A 15,499-nucleotide genomic window follows, 5' to 3' on the forward strand; every position below is an offset into this window, starting at 1 on the left:
CCCCCAGGCGAGACCCCTCCCCCAGGTGAGGAAGTAGGCCACCAGCAGCACCGGCACCAGCGCGGTGGCGATCCCGAACAGCTGCCAGGCCAGGTCCAGCCAGGGCCGGTCGGGGGCGCGGGAGGAGTTGAGGTTGGCCGCGTGGTCGCCGAGGCCGCCGGGGCGCGTCAGCACCCCGGTGAAGCTGATCAGCGCGCTCACCGCGCTGGCGCCGAGCGACAGCCCGAGCACCAGCAGCAGTTCGTCGCGCGGCACCCGCCGCGGCGGGTGCTCTCCGGCCCCGGTGAGCGGCACGCCGAGCGCCGTCCCTTCGCCGTCCGGCTTCAACGCCACTCCGCCTCCCGCCCGGCGACGCCGGACGCCGTCCGGGCCGCCGCCGGCCGGTCAGACGACGACCGGCCAGCTGTGCACGGGGGTGTCCGTCCGCGCCAGATCGCAGTATCGCCGGACGAGCTCGCGAAGGGCGGTCGACCGGTCAGCTCCACTGGCCACCAGTTGGTGGTAGGTCCGAGTCTGCCAGCCCGCCCCGGTGACCCGGCGCCGGCACCGCCCCTCGATCACGGAGAGGTAGTGGTCGCGGTCGGGTGCCGCCACGCCGGCGGCCTCCAGGCCCCGGTCGGCGAGCGGCAGCAACCGCTCGGCTGTCAGCCGGTGGGCGGGCAGCCTGACGAGATCCCCGCCGTCCTCGGCCGGCCAACCGAACTCGGCGTCGATCCCGTGCCGGCAGGCGGCCTGGAAGTTCTCCGCGGCGACGGTGAACGGCAGCCGGCGCCACACCGGCTCCGGCTGGTCGGCCAGCGCCCGCACCAGCCCGTAGTAGAAGGCGGCGTTGGCCACGGTGTCGGTGACGGTGGGCCCGGTGGACAGCACCCGGTTCTCCACCCGCAGGTGCGGCACGCCGTCGACGACGGCGTAGACCGGCCGGTTCCAGCGGTAGACCGTGCCGTTGTGCAGGGCGAGCTCACCGAGCGCGGGCACACCACCGGCCTCGACCACGGAGAGCGGGTCCTCCTCGTCGCGGAGCGGCAGCAGCGCCGGATAGTAGCGGACGTTCTCCTCGAACAACTCGAGCACCGAGTCGATCCAACGCTCGCCGAACCACGCGCGCGGGCGCACGCCCTGGGCGGCCATCTCGGGCGGCCGGCTGTCGGTGGCCTGGAGAAAGAGCTGGAGTCGGGACTCCTGCCAGAGCTCGTGGCCGAAAACGAACGGGGAGTTGGCGCCCACCGCGATCTGCGCGGCGGCCGTGACCTGGGCCGCGTTCCAGGTGTCGGCGAACCGGTCGGGGGTGACCTGGAGGTGGAACTGGACGGAGGTGCAGGCGGACTCGGCGGCGATCGAGTCGAAGCTCTGCGAGAGGGTCTCGGTACCGGTGATGTCCAGGTGGATGGCCTCGCCGCGGGCCGCGAGGATCTGGTCGTTGAGGAGCGTGTAGCGGTCGCCGGGCGACAGGGTCCCGGGCGCCATCTCCTCCGGGGTGATCGTCGGCAGCACCCCGGTGAGCACCAGGCCGGCACCGAATTCGGCCGCCATTCGGTCGGCGTATCCAATGGCGATGCGCAGTTCTTCGGCCAGATCGTCGAAGACCCGACCGGACAGGCGCCGCGGTGGCATATTGAGTTCTATAGTGAATTGACCTAGCTCCGACTGGAAATCCCGGGTGGCCATTCGGGCGAGCACTTCGTCGTTCACCATTCGCGGCGAGCCGCCGGAATCCGCCATGGACAGTTCGACCTCGAGGCCGATCAGGTCGCGTGGTCCGTCGAAGCGCTCCTCGCGCAGCAGCCTCTCCAGCGCCGTCAGGCAGTCGTGCAGCCGGGCGCGGTACTCCTGGCGGGCCGCCAGATCGAAGCGATCAGCCACGAACTTCTCCCCCATGGGGGCACCTCCTCCGTAGAGCGGTGCCCCGATCCTGCCCAGCGTGGCAGGTGGGAGAACCCGGGCCGGCGGAGCCCGGGGCGGCAGACCCGGCATATTCCTCCGGAATATTCACCGACCGGGCACATCCCGCGGCGTCCGAATTTCTCCTTGCCGAAACACGTGGGGGCGGCTAGTCGAAACATGGCGTGAACACGCCGGGTATAAAATTCGCAGTGGCGTGTCTCCCATTCCAGAGGCGACCTACTCCAAAGCGAGAGGCGACCCATCATGCCCCTGCGTATCCCCTCGGCCCCGGCCTTGGCCGAACAGACTGTCGTCGCCGCGCTGCGCGAGGACACGACGCGAAAAGCGCGTCCAGCACACCTCGTCGGGGAAACCCCCCGCCTGGTGCTTCCGCTCCCCCTGCACCGGTTGACGCCGGTCGGCTCGCTCGCCGAACCCCCGCGGGCCCGGCTGACGGGCTGGCGCTTCCTGCTCGAGGCCGAGGGCCGGGCCGTGGGCGCGGCCGAGACCGCGCTCACGGCGGACGGCTGGGAGTTCTCCCACTTCCTGGCGGGGCCGTTCATCGCCTCGACCGAACGAGGAGTCGGGTTGGCCGAATCCCTGCCGACGCCGTACCAGCCCCGGCTGCTCTCCATCCCCGAGCTGTACATGCTCACGCTGTGGTTGCACGCCGACCTGGACGCCGACCCCACCACGGGCGACCCGCTCCCCGACGACCTGTTGGTGCCGCTCGCGCCGGCGCCGCCCGGCATCGCCGCCGACCGGCCGGTACGCACCGACGCGCTGCTGCCGCTCGTGACCAGCCGGGTGGCCCCGCTCGGCCTGGCGAGTTAGGGCCGGCGCCTCGGGCCCGCGCCGCCCGCAGACACACACGACGGCGCCCGGGGTGGTGGATCGCCCGCCACCCCGGGCGCCGGAACGCGGCCGGCTCAGCCCGCGTAGTCGGCCACCGGCGGGCAGGAGCAGACCAGGTTGCGGTCGCCGAAGGCGCCGTCGATGCGGCGCACCGGCGGCCAGTACTTGTCCTGCCGGTCGCCGTCGGCCGGGAAGGCCGCCTCGGCCCGCGAGTAGGGGTGCGGCCAGTCGCCGGTCAACTGCTCCGCGGTGTGCGGGGCGTTGCGCAGCGGGTTGTCGTCCTTCGGCCACTCCCCCGTGCCGACCCGGTCGATCTCGGCGCGGATGGCGATCATCGCCTCGCAGAACCGGTCGAGTTCGGGGAGGTCCTCGCTCTCGGTGGGTTCGATCATCAGCGTGCCCGCGACCGGGAACGACATGGTCGGTGCGTGGAAGCCGTAGTCGATCAGCCGCTTCGCGATGTCGTCGACGGTCACGCCGGTGGCCTTGGTCAGCGGCCGGACGTCGATGACGCACTCGTGCGCCACCAGCCCGCCGGGGCCGGTGTACAGCACCGGGTAGTGCGGTTCGAGGCGCTTGGCGACGTAGTTCGCGCCGAGCACCGCGACCTGGGTGGCGCGGCGCAGCCCGTCGGCGCCCATCAGCCGCAGGTAGGCCCAGGAGATGGGCAGGATGCCCGCCGATCCCCAGGGAGCCGCCGCGATCGGGCCGATGCCGCCGCCCTCGGGGCCGGCGGCCGGCTGCAGCGGGTGGCCCGGAAGGTAGGGCGCCAGGTGGGCCCGGACGGCGACCGGACCGACGCCGGGGCCGCCGCCGCCGTGCGGGATGCAGAAGGTCTTGTGCAGGTTCAGGTGGGAGACGTCGGCACCGAAATGCCCCGGCCTGGCGAGGCCGACCAGCGCGTTGAGGTTGGCGCCGTCCACGTAGACCTGCCCGCCGGCCTCGTGCACGGCGGCGCAGATGGCGGCGATGTCCTCCTCGAACACCCCGTGCGTGGAGGGGTAGGTGACCATCAGGACGGCCAACTCGTCGCGGTGCCGGTCGATCTTGGCCCGCAGGTCGACCGCGTCCACGTCGCCGTTCTCGCCGGTGGCGACGACCACCACGCGCATGCCGGCCATCACGGCGCTCGCCGCGTTGGTGCCGTGCGCCGAGGAGGGGATCAGGCAGACGGTGCGCCCGGGCTCGCCGTTGGCGCGGTGGTAGGCGCGGACCGCGAGCAGCCCGGCGAGCTCGCCCTGCGAGCCCGCGTTGGGTTGCAGGGACACCCGGTCGTAGCCGGTGATCTCGGCCAGCCGGTCCTCGAGTTCGCGGATCAGGGTGAGGAAGCCCTCGGCCTGCTCGGCGGGCGCGAAGGGGTGCAGCCCGGCGAACTCCGGCCAGGTGATCGGCTCCATCTCCGCCGTGGCGTTGAGCTTCATGGTGCACGAACCCAGCGGGATCATGCCGCGGTCGAGGGCGTAGTCGCGGTCGGCCAGCCGCCGCAGGTAGCGCAGCATCGAGGTCTCGGAGCGGTGCCGGTGGAAGACCGGGTGGGTGAGGTACTCGTCGTCGCGCAGCAGCGTGGCCGGCAGCGCGTCCGGGGTCTCGGCGTCCAGCCCCTCGATCCGCGCGGCGTCCGCGTCCAGGCCGAAGGCACCCCAGACCGCCGCCAGTTGGGCCCGCCCGGTGGTCTCGTCGCAGGCGATGCCGAGGTGGTCGGCGTCGGTCTCGCGCAGGTTGACGCCGGCCGCGCGGGCGGCCTCGGCGATCTCGGCCGCCCGGCCGGGCACCCGGGCGGTGACGGTGTCGAAGAACGCGTCGTGGACGACCTCGACGCCGCCCGCGCGCAGCCCGGCGGCCAGCAGCGCCGCGTAGCGGTGGGTGCGGCGGGCGATGGCGGCCAGCCCGTCGGGGCCGTGGTGGACGGCGTACATGCCGGCCATCACGGCCAGCAGCACCTGGGCGGTGCAGATGTTGCTGGTGGCCTTCTCCCGCCGGATGTGCTGCTCCCTGGTCTGCAGTGCCAGCCGGTAGGCGGGCCTGCCCTCGGCGTCCCGGGAGACGCCGACCAGCCGGCCCGGCAGGCTGCGGGCGTAGGCGTCGCGGACGGACATGTAGCCCGCGTGCGGGCCGCCGAAGCCCATCGGGACGCCGAAACGCTGGCTGGAGCCGACGGCGATGTCGGCGCCCAGGTCGCCGGGCGAGGTGAGCAGGGTGAGGGCGAGCAGGTCGGCGGCGACGGCGACCACCGCGCCGAGCTCGTGCGCCCGCTCGATGACCGCCCGGTGGTCGCGCACGGCACCGGAGGCGCCCGGGTACTGGAGCAGCACGCCGAACACGCCGCGCTCGGCCACCTCGGCCGGCACCCCGGCGTCGAGGTCGGCGACCACGACCTCGACGCCCGTGGGCTCGGCCCTGGTGCGCACGACCTCGATGGTCTGCGGCAGGCAGTCGGCGTCGACCAGGAAGACGCCGTCCCGCACCTTGCCGACCCGGCGGGCCAGGGCCATCGCCTCGGCGGCCGCGGTGCCCTCGTCGAGCAGCGAGGCGCCGGCGGTGGGCAGCCCGGTGAGGTCGGCGACGACGGTCTGGAAGTTGAGCAGCGCCTCGAGGCGCCCCTGCGAGATCTCCGGCTGGTAGGGCGTGTAGGCCGTGTACCAGGCCGGGTTCTCCAGGACGTTGCGGAGGATGACCGGCGGCGTGAAGGTGCCGTGGTAGCCGAGGCCGATCATCGAGTGCGCCACCTGGTTGCGCCCGGCCAGCGCGCGGAGCTCGGCGAGCGCCTCGGACTCGCTCGCCGCGTCCGGCAGGCGCAGCGCCTCGGCGCTGCGGATCGCCTCGGGGACGGCGGCGGCGGTGAGTTCGTCCAGGGAGCCGTAGCCGACCTGGGCCAACATCTTGGCCTGGGCGGCGGCGTCCGGGCCGATGTGCCGGGCGGCGAACGGGGTGCCACGCTCAAGTTCGGTGAGCGGGGTGCGGGGGACGGTCATGAGTGGAGGCTCCTCCTGGTCACGGCGACCTCGGGGCTCGGGCGGCGCTGCCCGACCGGCCTCCCCCTCTGTCATCCGGGTCTGTCGTCCGGACCTGAGAGCTTCACCGCGGCGCCCGGAGGGCCACGGCTTGCACCGTCGGTGAGGGTGGCCGTGCGGCGCACCCTGCTTTCCAGAGTGGTCTCACTCGCGCGGTACATGGGCCTGAGAGATTCCGGGGAGGATTTGCTCCTTCGGCGCTCGCCACCCGGTGGGCGGCGGGACTCTCCCGCGCGGGATCGTCAACCGTCTTCGAGCCTACCAGCGGACTTCCCACCCCGAGCGTCCCGTGCGTCCTGCCGGCGGTGCCGGCTCCTAGCCGCCGTCCTCCTGAGGGACGTCGAGGCCGTAGTGGTGGTAGAGCTGCAACTCCTGTTCGGGCGACAGGTGGCGCCCGACGCCGAAGTCCGGCGCGTCCCTGATCAGCGCGCGCTCGAAGGGCACCCGCAGCGTGTCCTCCACCAGCTCGCTCGGTTCCAGGGGGACGAACGCGTCGCGGCTGAACAGGCCCGTCCGCACCGCGGCCCACTCCGGGGTGCCGGTCGCGTCGTCGAGGTACACCTCGTCCACGGTGCCGATCTTGGTGCCCTCGCGGTCGAACGCCTTGCGGCCGATCAGGCTACGCGGGTCGATGTCGGTCTGCACGGTTCCTCCCACTGCTCGCCGCCCTGCCGAAGAGGCGGTGCCACCTCCTACGAAAGAGCACAATCCGGCGGCCGGCCAGTCGAGCGGCGAGCGTCGGGGACCAGCGGGAGGGGCGCCGAGTGGGTCAGCTCCCGATCGTCGAGGAGAAACGTTCGGGCACGGCCGGGCGGTGAGCCCGGGTGTTCGAAGCGGACGGTGACGCGGCCGACGCCGCTGCCCTGGATCCAGCCGGGGCCGTAGCGGCTGTGGGTCACGTCGAGGCCGGGCAGCCAGCGGCGCTCTGGGGTGGCCTCGGTGGCGACGGCCGCGGGCGCGGCGGGCGACGGCTCGTGCGGGACGGCCTGCGCGAACAGGTCCTCCTGGGTGAAGTCGGCCAGGCCGCTGACGCCGACGCCGAGCAGCCGCACGCCGGCCGTGGTGTCCACGCCCTCCAGCAGCCGCCCGGCGGCCTCGGCGACCACCGCCGGGTCGTCCGTGGGCCCGCGCAGCGTCTCGGAGCGGGTCAGGGTGGTGAAGTCGTACCGCCTGACCTTCAGCACCACGGTGCGGCCCGAGCGGCCGGCCGAGCGCAGCCGCTCGACGCAGCGGTCGGCGAGCCTGGCCACCTCGTACCTGACCCTGGCCCGGTCGGTGACGTCGGTGTCGAAGGTGTCCTCGACGGAGATCGACTTGGCGTCCCGGTCGGGCACCACCGCCCGGTCGTCGAGGGCGAGCGCCATCGCGTACACCGCGTGGCCGTGCGCCCTGCCGAGCAGCCGCAGCAGCTCGTCCTCGCCGGCCTCGGCGGCCTCCCCCACGGTGCTCAGCCCGGCCCGGCGCAGCGTCTCGGCGGTGGCCGGGCCGACCCCGGGCAGGGTCCGCACCGGCATCGGGGCCAGCAGCGCGCGCTCGGTGCCCGGCTCGATCAGCCTGAGCCCGTCCGGCTTGGCCTGCTCGGAGGCGATCTTGGCGAGCATCTTGGAGCCGGCGAGCCCCACGGAGCCGGTCAGCGCGGTGGCGGCCAGGATCCGGGCGCGCAGTTCCTCGCCGACGCGGCGCGCGGCCTCGGCGGAGGCCGGCGGATCGGGACCGGCGGCGAGGTCGACGAAGGCCTCGTCGAGGCTCAGCGGCTCGACCAGCGGCGAGAGCCGGGCGAGCAGCGCCATGACCCGCTCGCTGATCTCCCGGTAGACGGCGAAGCGCGGCACCAGGAAGGCCGCGTGCGGCGACAGCCGGCGGGCCTGGCCCATCGGCATCGCCGAGTGCACCCCGAAGCGCCTGGCCTCGTAGGAGGCGGTGGCGACGACGCCGCGGGGGCCGAGGCCGCCCACGATCACCGGCTTGCCCCGCAGGCTCGGCTTGGCCGCCTGCTCCACCGAGGCGTAGAAGGCGTCCATGTCGAGGTGCAGGATGCTGGGCTGGCCTCTCACAGCTCCGATGGTGCCGCAGGGCACCGACAGTGGCCCGGCCGACGCCTCAGCCGCGGCCGCGGCGGCGGGCGAGTTCGTCCCCCGGGTGCTCGGCCGGCACGGCCTCGCCGGTGTCCACCCGCTCGGCCTGGAGCTGCGCGAGCGCGCTCTCCACGTCCGCCCAGACGGCGCCGACCGCGATGCCGAAGACGCCCCGGCCGCCGCGCAGCAGCTCCGCCAGGTCGTCGGGCGAGGCGCAGCGGTAGACGGCCGCGCCGTCGCTCATCAGGGTCGTCTCGGCCAGCTCGGCGAGGTCGGCGGCGCGCAGCGCCTGGGCCGCGGTCCTGATGCTCTGCAGCGACACCCCGGCGTCCAGCAGGCGCTTGACGATCTTGAGGACGAGCACGTCCCGGAAGCTGTAGAGCCGCTGGCTGCCCGAGCCGTGCGCCGGGCGCACGCTGGGCGGTACCAGGCCGGTGCGGGCCCAGTAGTCGAGCTGGCGGTAGGTGATCCCCGCCGCGGCGCAGGCGCTGGGCCCGCGATACCCGAGCTCCTCGGCCCCGGCCCGCCCCTGCGGGGCCACCGAGTGCCGAAGCCCGGGCCTCGGCGGCGCACCGGGGAGGGCGGACACCCCACCCACCGCTCTGCTGTCGCCGTTACCTGTCACGCCGGCCTCCGTTCCGCATGCCCCGACTGTGCCCTCGTCGCTCACCGGCTGTCACGATGAGCACGCACACAGCGCTCCTCCCAAGACATGCCCCATCGAAGCTAGGCATCCACCCGCTACGCGTCAACGATCGCCACGCGCCGCTACTGGCTGGTACCGAAGTCCTCAGGAGAGATCTGGTCGAGGAACTCGCGGAACCTCTCCACCTCGTCCTCCTGCTCGTCCGGGATGATGATCCCCGCGTCGTCGAGCACGGCGTCACTGCCGTAGATCGGTGTTCCGACGCGCAGCGCGAGGGCTATCGCGTCTGAGGGACGGGCACTGACCTCGACTCCGCTGGCGAACACGAGCTCGGCATAGAAAACCCCGTCGCGCAGATCGGTGATCCGCACCGCGCTGAGCTCCTGCCCCACCGCCTCGAGCACGTTCTTGAAGAGGTCGTGCGTCAGGGGCCGAGCAGGGGTCATGCCCTGCTGGGCGAACGCGATGGCGGTCGCCTCTCCCGGTCCGATCCAGATCGGGAGATAGCGATCACCGCCGACTTCACGGAGAAGCACGATGGGCTGGTTGTTGGGCATTTCCACCCGCACGCCCACGACGTCGAGCTGATTCACACAGCAACCCTAGGCCGTGCCCGGGGCATTTGGATAGTCGAGCACCACCAAGCGGCCGGCGCACGCCCCTCGCCGGTCAGAATCCGTGCCTTCCAACGAAGAAAACCAGCCGGTACTTGCCGATCTGCACCTCGTCACCGTTGGTGAGCACCACGGAGTCGATGGGCTCGCGGTTCACGTAGGTGCCGTTGAGGCTGCCGACGTCACTGGCCGTGAACCCGCCGTCGGGAGTCCGACGGAACTCCACGTGCCGCCGGGAGACCGTGACGTCGTCGAGGAAGATGTCGCTCTGCGGGTGACGGCCGGCGGTGGTCAGGTCGCCGTCCAGCAGGAAGCGGCTGCCCGAGTTGGGCCCGCGGCGGACGATCAGCAGGGCGGAGCCGACGGGCAGGGCGTCGACGGCGGCCTGGGCCTCGGCCGAGAGCGCGGGCGCGGGGTGCTGGCCGGTGATCTCCGCCTCGTAGGCCTCGAGCCCGGAGATGGAGATCGTGGACGTGGTCTCGGAGGAGCCCTCGAGGCCGACGCGCAGCGCGTTGCCGCAGTTGGAGCAGAACCGGCTGGTGACGGGGTTGCGGTGGCCGCAGCGGCCACAGGGCGAACCGCCGGCGGCCGGCTGGGAACCTATGCCGCCTGCCCCGCCGACCTCGTCACGGAACAACGGGCGCCCCTGTTCCGCGCCGGACGCCGACGCTGGCGTGTCGCCATGCTGGCGGGCGCGGGGGCGTGCGGCACTGTGACTGCCGCTCTTACGCCTGCCGAACAAACGAGCGAAAAAACTCACCAGCGATCCCCTCGCGCGTAGCCCGCCCCGTCGGTGGACAGGGCGGTCCATTTTCTATCACCGGCCGCTCAGGACGTCGTGACAACGTCCACGGCCTCCGTCCAGTTTCCCTCACCGAGCGCCACACGGAGCCGCCGCCCCCCTGACGCCGCCTCAGGTCACGGTGACGACTGAGCGTAGTCAGGCTGCTCGGCCGATCGCAAGGCGCCAACCAGCACGGTCTCCGGGCGGTCCACGATGACGCCGACCCCCTCGTTCTCCAGGGACTGCACCACTCCCCCGGGGATGTTGAGCGCCGGTTCCAGGTCCTGCGGGCGGCCTATGGCCGAGACCAGGTACGGCGCCCCGACCGGCTGACCGTCGATGCGCACCCCGCCGTTCTCGTCCACGAAGGAGGTGTCGGCCACGATCCGCACGTCGTTGATCTGGATCGCCTCGGCGCCGGCGGCGCGCAGTTCCTGCACCGCGTCCAGCAGCATATCCGCCTCCACCGCCCCCCGAGGATCGCCGATGCGCAGCGTGATCCCCGGCCCCTCGGCGGCCACCGTGCCGGCCAGGACGCCCAGCTGGCTCTCCCGTTCCCGGGTCTGCCTGCGGGCCTCCTCGGCCTGGTCCGAGCTGGTCTCGAGGTCGGTGCGCTGTTCCTCGAGCCTGGCCCGCTCGTCCTCCAGGCGTGCGGTGCGGTCGTCCAGGTCGCTGAGGATCCTGACCAGGTCCTCGGGGCGGGCGTTGCGCAGCGCCGTCTCCTCGCTGCTCGCGGCCCGCACCTGGATCGCGAGACCGAGGCCGAGGGCGAACAGCAGCGCGGCGGCGAGCAGCTGGCTGCGGGTGACCCGGGGCGGCCAGAGCGCGTCGAGCAGGGCCCTGGGGCCGGCCGGCTCGGGAACGGCCGGCTCGGTTTCCGCTCGTTCGTGGGTGTCGTGCGGCGCGGGGCCGCCGTGCCGCGCGTGGGCGCCGGCCGGCCGGTGCGGCGTTCCGTCGGTCATCGGCGTCACGCCCGGAAGACGTGGCGGCGGATGGCGGCCGTGTTGGAGAAGATCCGGATGCCGAGGACCACCACCACGCCGGTGGAGAGCTGGGCGCCCACGCCCAGCTTGTCCCCGAGGAAGACGATCAGCGCGGCCACCGTGACGTTGGACAGGAACGACACCACGAAGACCTTGTCGTCGAACATCCCGTCGAGCATCGCCCGGACCCCGCCGAAGACCGCGTCGAGCGCGGCGACCACGGCGATCGGCAGATACGGCTCGACGCCGGTGGGCACCACGGGCCGGGTGAGTATTCCGGCCACGACTCCCAGGACGAGCCCCAGAACGGCGATCACTACGGGTTACCTTCTCCTGTTTACTCGGTCGTGGGCTCGGCCGCGCCCACGGGACTGGCCGAACGTATGGTCAGGCTCGGGGCGGCGGGCAGCCGCAGCTCGTCGCCGACCTCGGTGGTGAAGTCGATGCCGTGGTCGTCGGCGAGAAGCTGGAGGTAGCGGCCCTCCGGAGTGGCGGCGAAGGCGGCGGCCAGCTCCTCGCCGCCGCCGACGACCCGCAGCGTGTAGGGCGGGACGAGGGGCCGGTTGTCCACCAGCACCGCGTCCCCGGCGGCGCGGATCGCGGAGAGCGCGGTCAGCCGCTGGTCGTTGACGGAGATCGCCTCGGCGCCGGCCTGCCAGAGGCCGTTGACGATCCGTTGCAGGTCCCGGTCGCGGACCCGGCCGCTCTCCCCGAAGCCGCCGTCCCTCGGGGTGCCGGGAGCCCCCTGGCCGGTGCCCTCGGCGTCGTCGACGGTGAGTTCGAGGCCGGGACCGGTCACGGCGGTGGCCCCGGCGAGCAGGGCCACCAGGTCGGCCCGGGCGGCGTGGTCGTCGGGCAGCGCGGCGCGCTGTCGCGCCGCCACGTCAGCGCGCAGCGCGTCGACGTCGTCCTGGAGCCGGTCGAGGTCGTCGGTCCCGGCCTCGACCCGCTCCAGCAGTTCCTCGCGCTCCCTGGCGACCGTGGGGGCGGCGTCTCTGGCGTGCGCGGCCCCCAGGGTGACCACCAGGGCGGCGAGCGCCAGCCCGGCGGCCAGCCAGAGCCTGGCGCGCGACCCGGCCGGCAGCCCGGCCCGGCCGGCCGCGCGGCGCCTGGCGGCCGCCTGGGCGTACCCCTCGTCGAGCGAGTGGTCCATGGCCGCGGTCAGCAGCGACATGGAGGCGTCGGGGCGCGCCCCCGGGCGACCTCGTCCGGGAGACGCCCCCGGCCGGCGCGGGCCCGGCTCCTGGGATGGCATGGCGGGCATGATTGCACGCCGTGCCCGCGAAGATCGAAACGGGCCCGTGAACGGGCCCGGCGGGCTCAGCGCTCGGCGCTGTCCACGATCACCGACCACTCGTCGAGCAGCTCCGACGCGGTGGCGTCGTCGGGGCCCTCGGCCCACAGGTGGGTGACGGCCTCCGCCGGGTCCGGCAGCACCAGGACCCACCGGCCGTCCGGCTCGACCACCCGCACACCGTCCGTGGTGTCCACCGACCGGTCGCCGGCGGCCTCCACGACGCGGCGCATCACCAGGCCCTTGATGGCCCAGGGCGTGATGACGTCGCGCTTGAGGACGTGGGCGCGCGGGATGCGGGCGTCGATCTGACTGAGCGACAGCTGGGTGCGGGCCACCAGGCCGATCAGCCGGGCGAAGGCCGCGGTGGCGTCGAACACGCTGGAGAACTCGGGGACGATGAAGCCGCCCTGGCCGTCGCCGCCGAAGACCGATCCCTCCTTGTGCGCGACGCGGGTGAGGTCGTCGGGGGACGTCGTCGTCCACTCGACCTGGGTCCCGTGGTAAGCCGCCACCTGCTCGGCGATCCGGGTGGTGGTGACCGGCAGCGCGACCCGGCCGCTGCGCCGCTCGGCGGCGATCAGGTCGAGCATGACGAGCAGGGCGCGCTGGTCCTCGACGATCCGGCCGCGCTCGTCCACCAGGGACAGCCGCTCGCCCACCGGGTCGAAGCGGACGCCGAAGGCGGCGCGCGCCGAGGAGACGATCTCGCCGAGCCTGACCAGGCCGGCCCGCCTGGCCTCGGCGGTCTCGGTGGGACGCGCCTCGTTGAGGCCGGGGTTGATGGTGAGGGCGTCGACGCCGAGCCGCCCGAGCAGGCTCGGCAGGACCAGGCCCGCGCTGCCGTTGGCGGCGTCGACCACGATCTTGAGCCCGGACTCGGCGACCCCCGTGGTGTCCACCTCGCGCATCACCGAGCCGGTGTACGCGTCGAACACGCTGGCGGGGAACCGCAGGTCGCCGATCTCGCCGGGGAAGGCCCTGCGGTACTCCTGCCGGGCGTAGACGCGGTCCAGCTTGCGCTGCCCGGCCTGCGAGAGGTCGGCGCCGCGCTCGTCGAAGAACATGATGTCGACGGAGTCGGGCACCCCGGGGGTGGTGCGGATCATCACGCCGCCCGCGCTGCCGCGCGCGGTCTGCTGGCGGGCGACGGGCAGCGGCACGTTCTCCAGGTCGCGGACGTCGATGGCGCTGGCCTGGAGCGCGGAGATCACGGCGCGCTTCAGCGCTCGGGCACCCCGGGAGTGGTCGCGGGCCGTGGTGACCGTGGAGCCCTTCTTGAGGGTGGTCGCGTAGGCACTGGCCAGCCGGACGGCGAGCTCGGGGGTGATCTCGACGTTGAGGATCCCGGAGACGCCGCGGGCGCCGAAGAGCTGGGCCTGCCCGCGGGCCTCCCAGATGACCGAGGTGTTGACGAAGGCGCCGGCCTCGATCGTCTTGAAGGGGTAGACGCGGACGTTGCCCTGGACGATCGACTCCTCGCCGACCAGACACTCGTCGCCGATGACGGCGCCGTCCTCGATCCTGGCGGCGCGCATCACGTCGGTGTTCTTGCCGATGACGCAGCCGCGCAGGTTGGTCTGGGGCCCGATGTAGACGTTGTCGTGGACGACGGCCCGGTGGAGGAAGGCGTCGGCCTTGACGACCACGTTGGAGCCGATGACGGTGTGTTCGCGGATCTCGGCGCCGGCCTCGATCTTGGCGTAGTCGCCGACGTAGAGCGGGCCGCGGAGTTTGGCGTCGGCGTGCACCTCGGCCCCCTCGGCGATCCACACGCCTGGCGAGATCTCGAAGCCGTCGATCTCGACCTCGACCTTTCCCTCGAGCACGTCGGCCTGGGCCTTCACGTAGCTCTCGTGGGTGCCGACGTCCTCCCAGTACCCCTCGGCGACATAGCCGAAGACGGGCTTGCCCTCCTTCATCAGCTTGGGGAAGACGTCGCCCGACCAGTCCACCGGGATATCGGGGTCGACATAGTCGAAAACCTCGGGCTCCATCACGTAGATGCCGGTGTTGACGGTGTCCGAGAAGACCTGCCCCCAGGTGGGCTTTTCCAGGAACCGCTCGACGCGGCCGTCGTCGTCCACGATGGTGATGCCGAATTCCAGCGGGTTGGGAACTCGGGTCAGGCATACCGTGACGAGCGCACCGCGTTCACGGTGAAAACGGATGAGATCGGTGAGGTCGAAGTCGGTGAGCGCGTCACCCGAGATCACCAGGAAGGAGTCGCTACGGAGCGCCTCCTCGGCGTTCTTCACACTTCCGGCCGTACCCAGTGGCTTTTCTTCGTGGGCGTAGGTGAGGTCCATCCCGAGCTCCTCACCGTCCCCGAAGTAGTTCTTGACGAGAGAAGCCAGGAACTGCACCGTTACCACGGTCTCGGTGAGCCCGTGACGCTTAAGAAGCCGGAGCACGTGCTCCATGATCGGGCGGTTGGCCACGGGCAGCAGCGGTTTCGGCATGCTCGCGGTCATGGGGCGAAGCCGGGTGCCTTCACCACCAGCCATTACGACGGCCTTCATATCGGAAGTGTCCTCCTTGGGGAGTCGACAGTCATACCGACTGCGCCCGTCTGGAGGGGCCCGGGCCCGGGGTGGCTCCCCGGAAATAGCGGCACGTGCGGGCGCCAGGCCCCTGCGACACTGCCAGGGCGAGCTCAGTCGGCCGTGGCATCCGCCCTCAGTAGGCGGCGGACCTGGACCACGTAGAGGATCCCTGCCCACCAGTACAGCGCTGTACCCCAGCCGGCGAACGCCCATCCGAAAATAGCAGCGAGTGATGCCACCCAGCTACTTCCGTCGCTGAGCAACAAGAGGGGAAAGGCGTACATCAGATTGAAGGTGGCGGCCTTGCCCAGGTAGTTGACCTGCGGCGGGGCATATCCGTGCCGGTCCAGGACGAAGACTGTGACGAGCAACATGAGTTCGCGGGCGAGCAGCAGCGCGGTCAGCCAGATCGGGAGGATCTCGCGCCAGGTGAGGCCGACCAGGGTGGAGAGGATGTAGAGCCGGTCGGCGGCCGGGTCGAGGACGCGGCCGAGGGCGCTGACCTGGTTCCAGCGGCGGGCGAGCTTGCCGTCGAGGTAGTCGCTCACTCCACTGGCCGCCAGCACGAGCAGCGCCCAACCGTCGAGGTTGGGGCCGTCGAAGACCGGCGAGAGCACCAGCCACAGGAAGACGGGGACGCCCGCCAGGCGAGCCATGCTCAGGATGTTGGGGATGGTGAGGATCCGGTGGGTCTGAACGCCTGATTCCTGGACCTCCACCCGGAAGCCTCCCGTGTTCACCGTGTCTCCTACTGTGCGGGAGAACCCTACCGGGCGCCGCGATCGGCGGGGGCGGAGGGGCGTTGGG

The 15,499-nt window shown here is 72.5% G+C and carries 13 protein-coding genes, 1 pseudogene and 1 riboswitch; of the genes and pseudogenes, 1 reads left to right on the forward strand and 13 read right to left on the reverse strand.

Annotated elements, in window-relative coordinates:
* Together E1283_RS15735 and E1283_RS15740 are read right to left on the reverse strand one after the other, a co-directional pair.
* A pseudogene (locus E1283_RS15735) lies at positions 1 to 333 on the reverse strand (hypothetical protein); the annotation flags it as partial.
* A gap of 51 nt (positions 334 to 384) precedes the next feature.
* Positions 385 to 1,878, reverse strand: coding sequence for a glutamate-cysteine ligase family protein (locus tag E1283_RS15740; protein WP_132818663.1), 1,494 nt, complete (start codon positions 1,876 to 1,878; stop codon positions 385 to 387).
* A gap of 270 nt (positions 1,879 to 2,148) precedes the next feature.
* Between E1283_RS15740 and E1283_RS15745 the strand changes: the two genes are divergently transcribed.
* Positions 2,149 to 2,718, forward strand: coding sequence for a hypothetical protein (locus tag E1283_RS15745; RefSeq protein WP_132818664.1), 570 nt, complete (start codon positions 2,149 to 2,151; stop codon positions 2,716 to 2,718).
* 95 nt (positions 2,719 to 2,813) lie between these two features.
* Here E1283_RS15745 and gcvP read toward each other — a convergent pair whose 3' ends face one another.
* From gcvP to clsA, 11 genes are all read right to left on the reverse strand, one after another.
* Positions 2,814 to 5,711: an aminomethyl-transferring glycine dehydrogenase gene (gene gcvP / locus E1283_RS15750; RefSeq protein WP_132818665.1), complete on the reverse strand. Its 2,898-nt coding sequence runs from the start codon at positions 5,709 to 5,711 to the stop codon at positions 2,814 to 2,816.
* A gap of 182 nt (positions 5,712 to 5,893) precedes the next feature.
* Positions 5,894 to 5,992: riboswitch (glycine riboswitch) on the reverse strand.
* 73 nt (positions 5,993 to 6,065) lie between these two features.
* Entirely contained in the window at positions 6,066 to 6,407 is a 342-nt protein-coding gene (locus E1283_RS15755) for a PRC-barrel domain-containing protein (RefSeq protein ID WP_132818666.1), read from the reverse strand.
* 35 nt (positions 6,408 to 6,442) lie between these two features.
* Positions 6,443 to 7,804 (reverse strand): DNA polymerase IV, encoded by a 1,362-nt coding sequence (locus E1283_RS15760; protein ID WP_132818667.1) that lies wholly within the window; start codon positions 7,802 to 7,804, stop codon positions 6,443 to 6,445.
* A 46-nt stretch (positions 7,805 to 7,850) separates the two neighbouring features.
* Entirely contained in the window at positions 7,851 to 8,450 is a 600-nt protein-coding gene (locus tag E1283_RS15765) for a MerR family transcriptional regulator (RefSeq protein WP_132818668.1), read from the reverse strand.
* 143 nt (positions 8,451 to 8,593) lie between these two features.
* A complete protein-coding gene (locus E1283_RS15770) occupies positions 8,594 to 9,064 on the reverse strand; it encodes a bifunctional nuclease family protein (protein WP_132818669.1) in 471 nt (156 codons plus the stop codon).
* 76 nt (positions 9,065 to 9,140) lie between these two features.
* Entirely contained in the window at positions 9,141 to 9,845 is a 705-nt protein-coding gene (locus tag E1283_RS15775) for an FHA domain-containing protein (protein WP_132818670.1), read from the reverse strand.
* A gap of 158 nt (positions 9,846 to 10,003) precedes the next feature.
* A complete protein-coding gene (locus tag E1283_RS15780) occupies positions 10,004 to 10,831 on the reverse strand; it encodes a DUF881 domain-containing protein (protein WP_132818671.1) in 828 nt (275 codons plus the stop codon).
* Positions 10,832 to 10,836: 5 nt separating this feature from the next.
* Positions 10,837 to 11,169 carry a small basic family protein gene (locus E1283_RS15785; protein ID WP_132818672.1) on the reverse strand — a complete coding sequence of 111 codons (333 nt, stop codon included), beginning with the start codon at positions 11,167 to 11,169 and terminating at the stop codon, positions 10,837 to 10,839.
* 20 nt (positions 11,170 to 11,189) lie between these two features.
* Positions 11,190 to 12,116, reverse strand: coding sequence for a DUF881 domain-containing protein (locus E1283_RS15790; RefSeq protein WP_132818673.1), 927 nt, complete (start codon positions 12,114 to 12,116; stop codon positions 11,190 to 11,192).
* A 56-nt stretch (positions 12,117 to 12,172) separates the two neighbouring features.
* Entirely contained in the window at positions 12,173 to 14,668 is a 2,496-nt protein-coding gene (locus E1283_RS15795) for a mannose-1-phosphate guanyltransferase (RefSeq protein WP_132818674.1), read from the reverse strand.
* 134 nt (positions 14,669 to 14,802) lie between these two features.
* On the reverse strand, positions 14,803 to 15,411 hold the full coding sequence (gene clsA, locus E1283_RS15800) for a cardiolipin synthase ClsA (RefSeq protein WP_132818675.1): 609 nt from the start codon (positions 15,409 to 15,411) through the stop codon (positions 14,803 to 14,805).
* Positions 15,412 to 15,499: the final 88 nt, after the last annotated feature.

This window comes from Streptomyces hainanensis, from assembly GCF_004348415.1.
Lineage (GTDB): Bacteria > Actinomycetota > Actinomycetes > Streptomycetales > Streptomycetaceae > Streptomyces > Streptomyces hainanensis.

Excerpts from the sequence above, each read along its gene's own strand:
- E1283_RS15790 (WP_132818673.1), bottom strand. The coding sequence starts at position 12,116 with ATGCCCGCCATGCCATCCCAGGAGCCGGGCCCGCGCCGGCCGGGGGCG.
- E1283_RS15745 (WP_132818664.1), top strand. The coding sequence starts at position 2,149 with ATGCCCCTGCGTATCCCCTCGGCCCCGGCCTTGGCCGAACAGACTGTC.
- E1283_RS15740 (WP_132818663.1), bottom strand. The coding sequence starts at position 1,878 with ATGGGGGAGAAGTTCGTGGCTGATCGCTTCGATCTGGCGGCCCGCCAG.
- E1283_RS15780 (WP_132818671.1), bottom strand. The coding sequence starts at position 10,831 with ATGACCGACGGAACGCCGCACCGGCCGGCCGGCGCCCACGCGCGGCAC.
- gcvP (WP_132818665.1), bottom strand. The coding sequence starts at position 5,711 with ATGACCGTCCCCCGCACCCCGCTCACCGAACTTGAGCGTGGCACCCCG.
- E1283_RS15795 (WP_132818674.1), bottom strand. The coding sequence starts at position 14,668 with ATGAAGGCCGTCGTAATGGCTGGTGGTGAAGGCACCCGGCTTCGCCCC.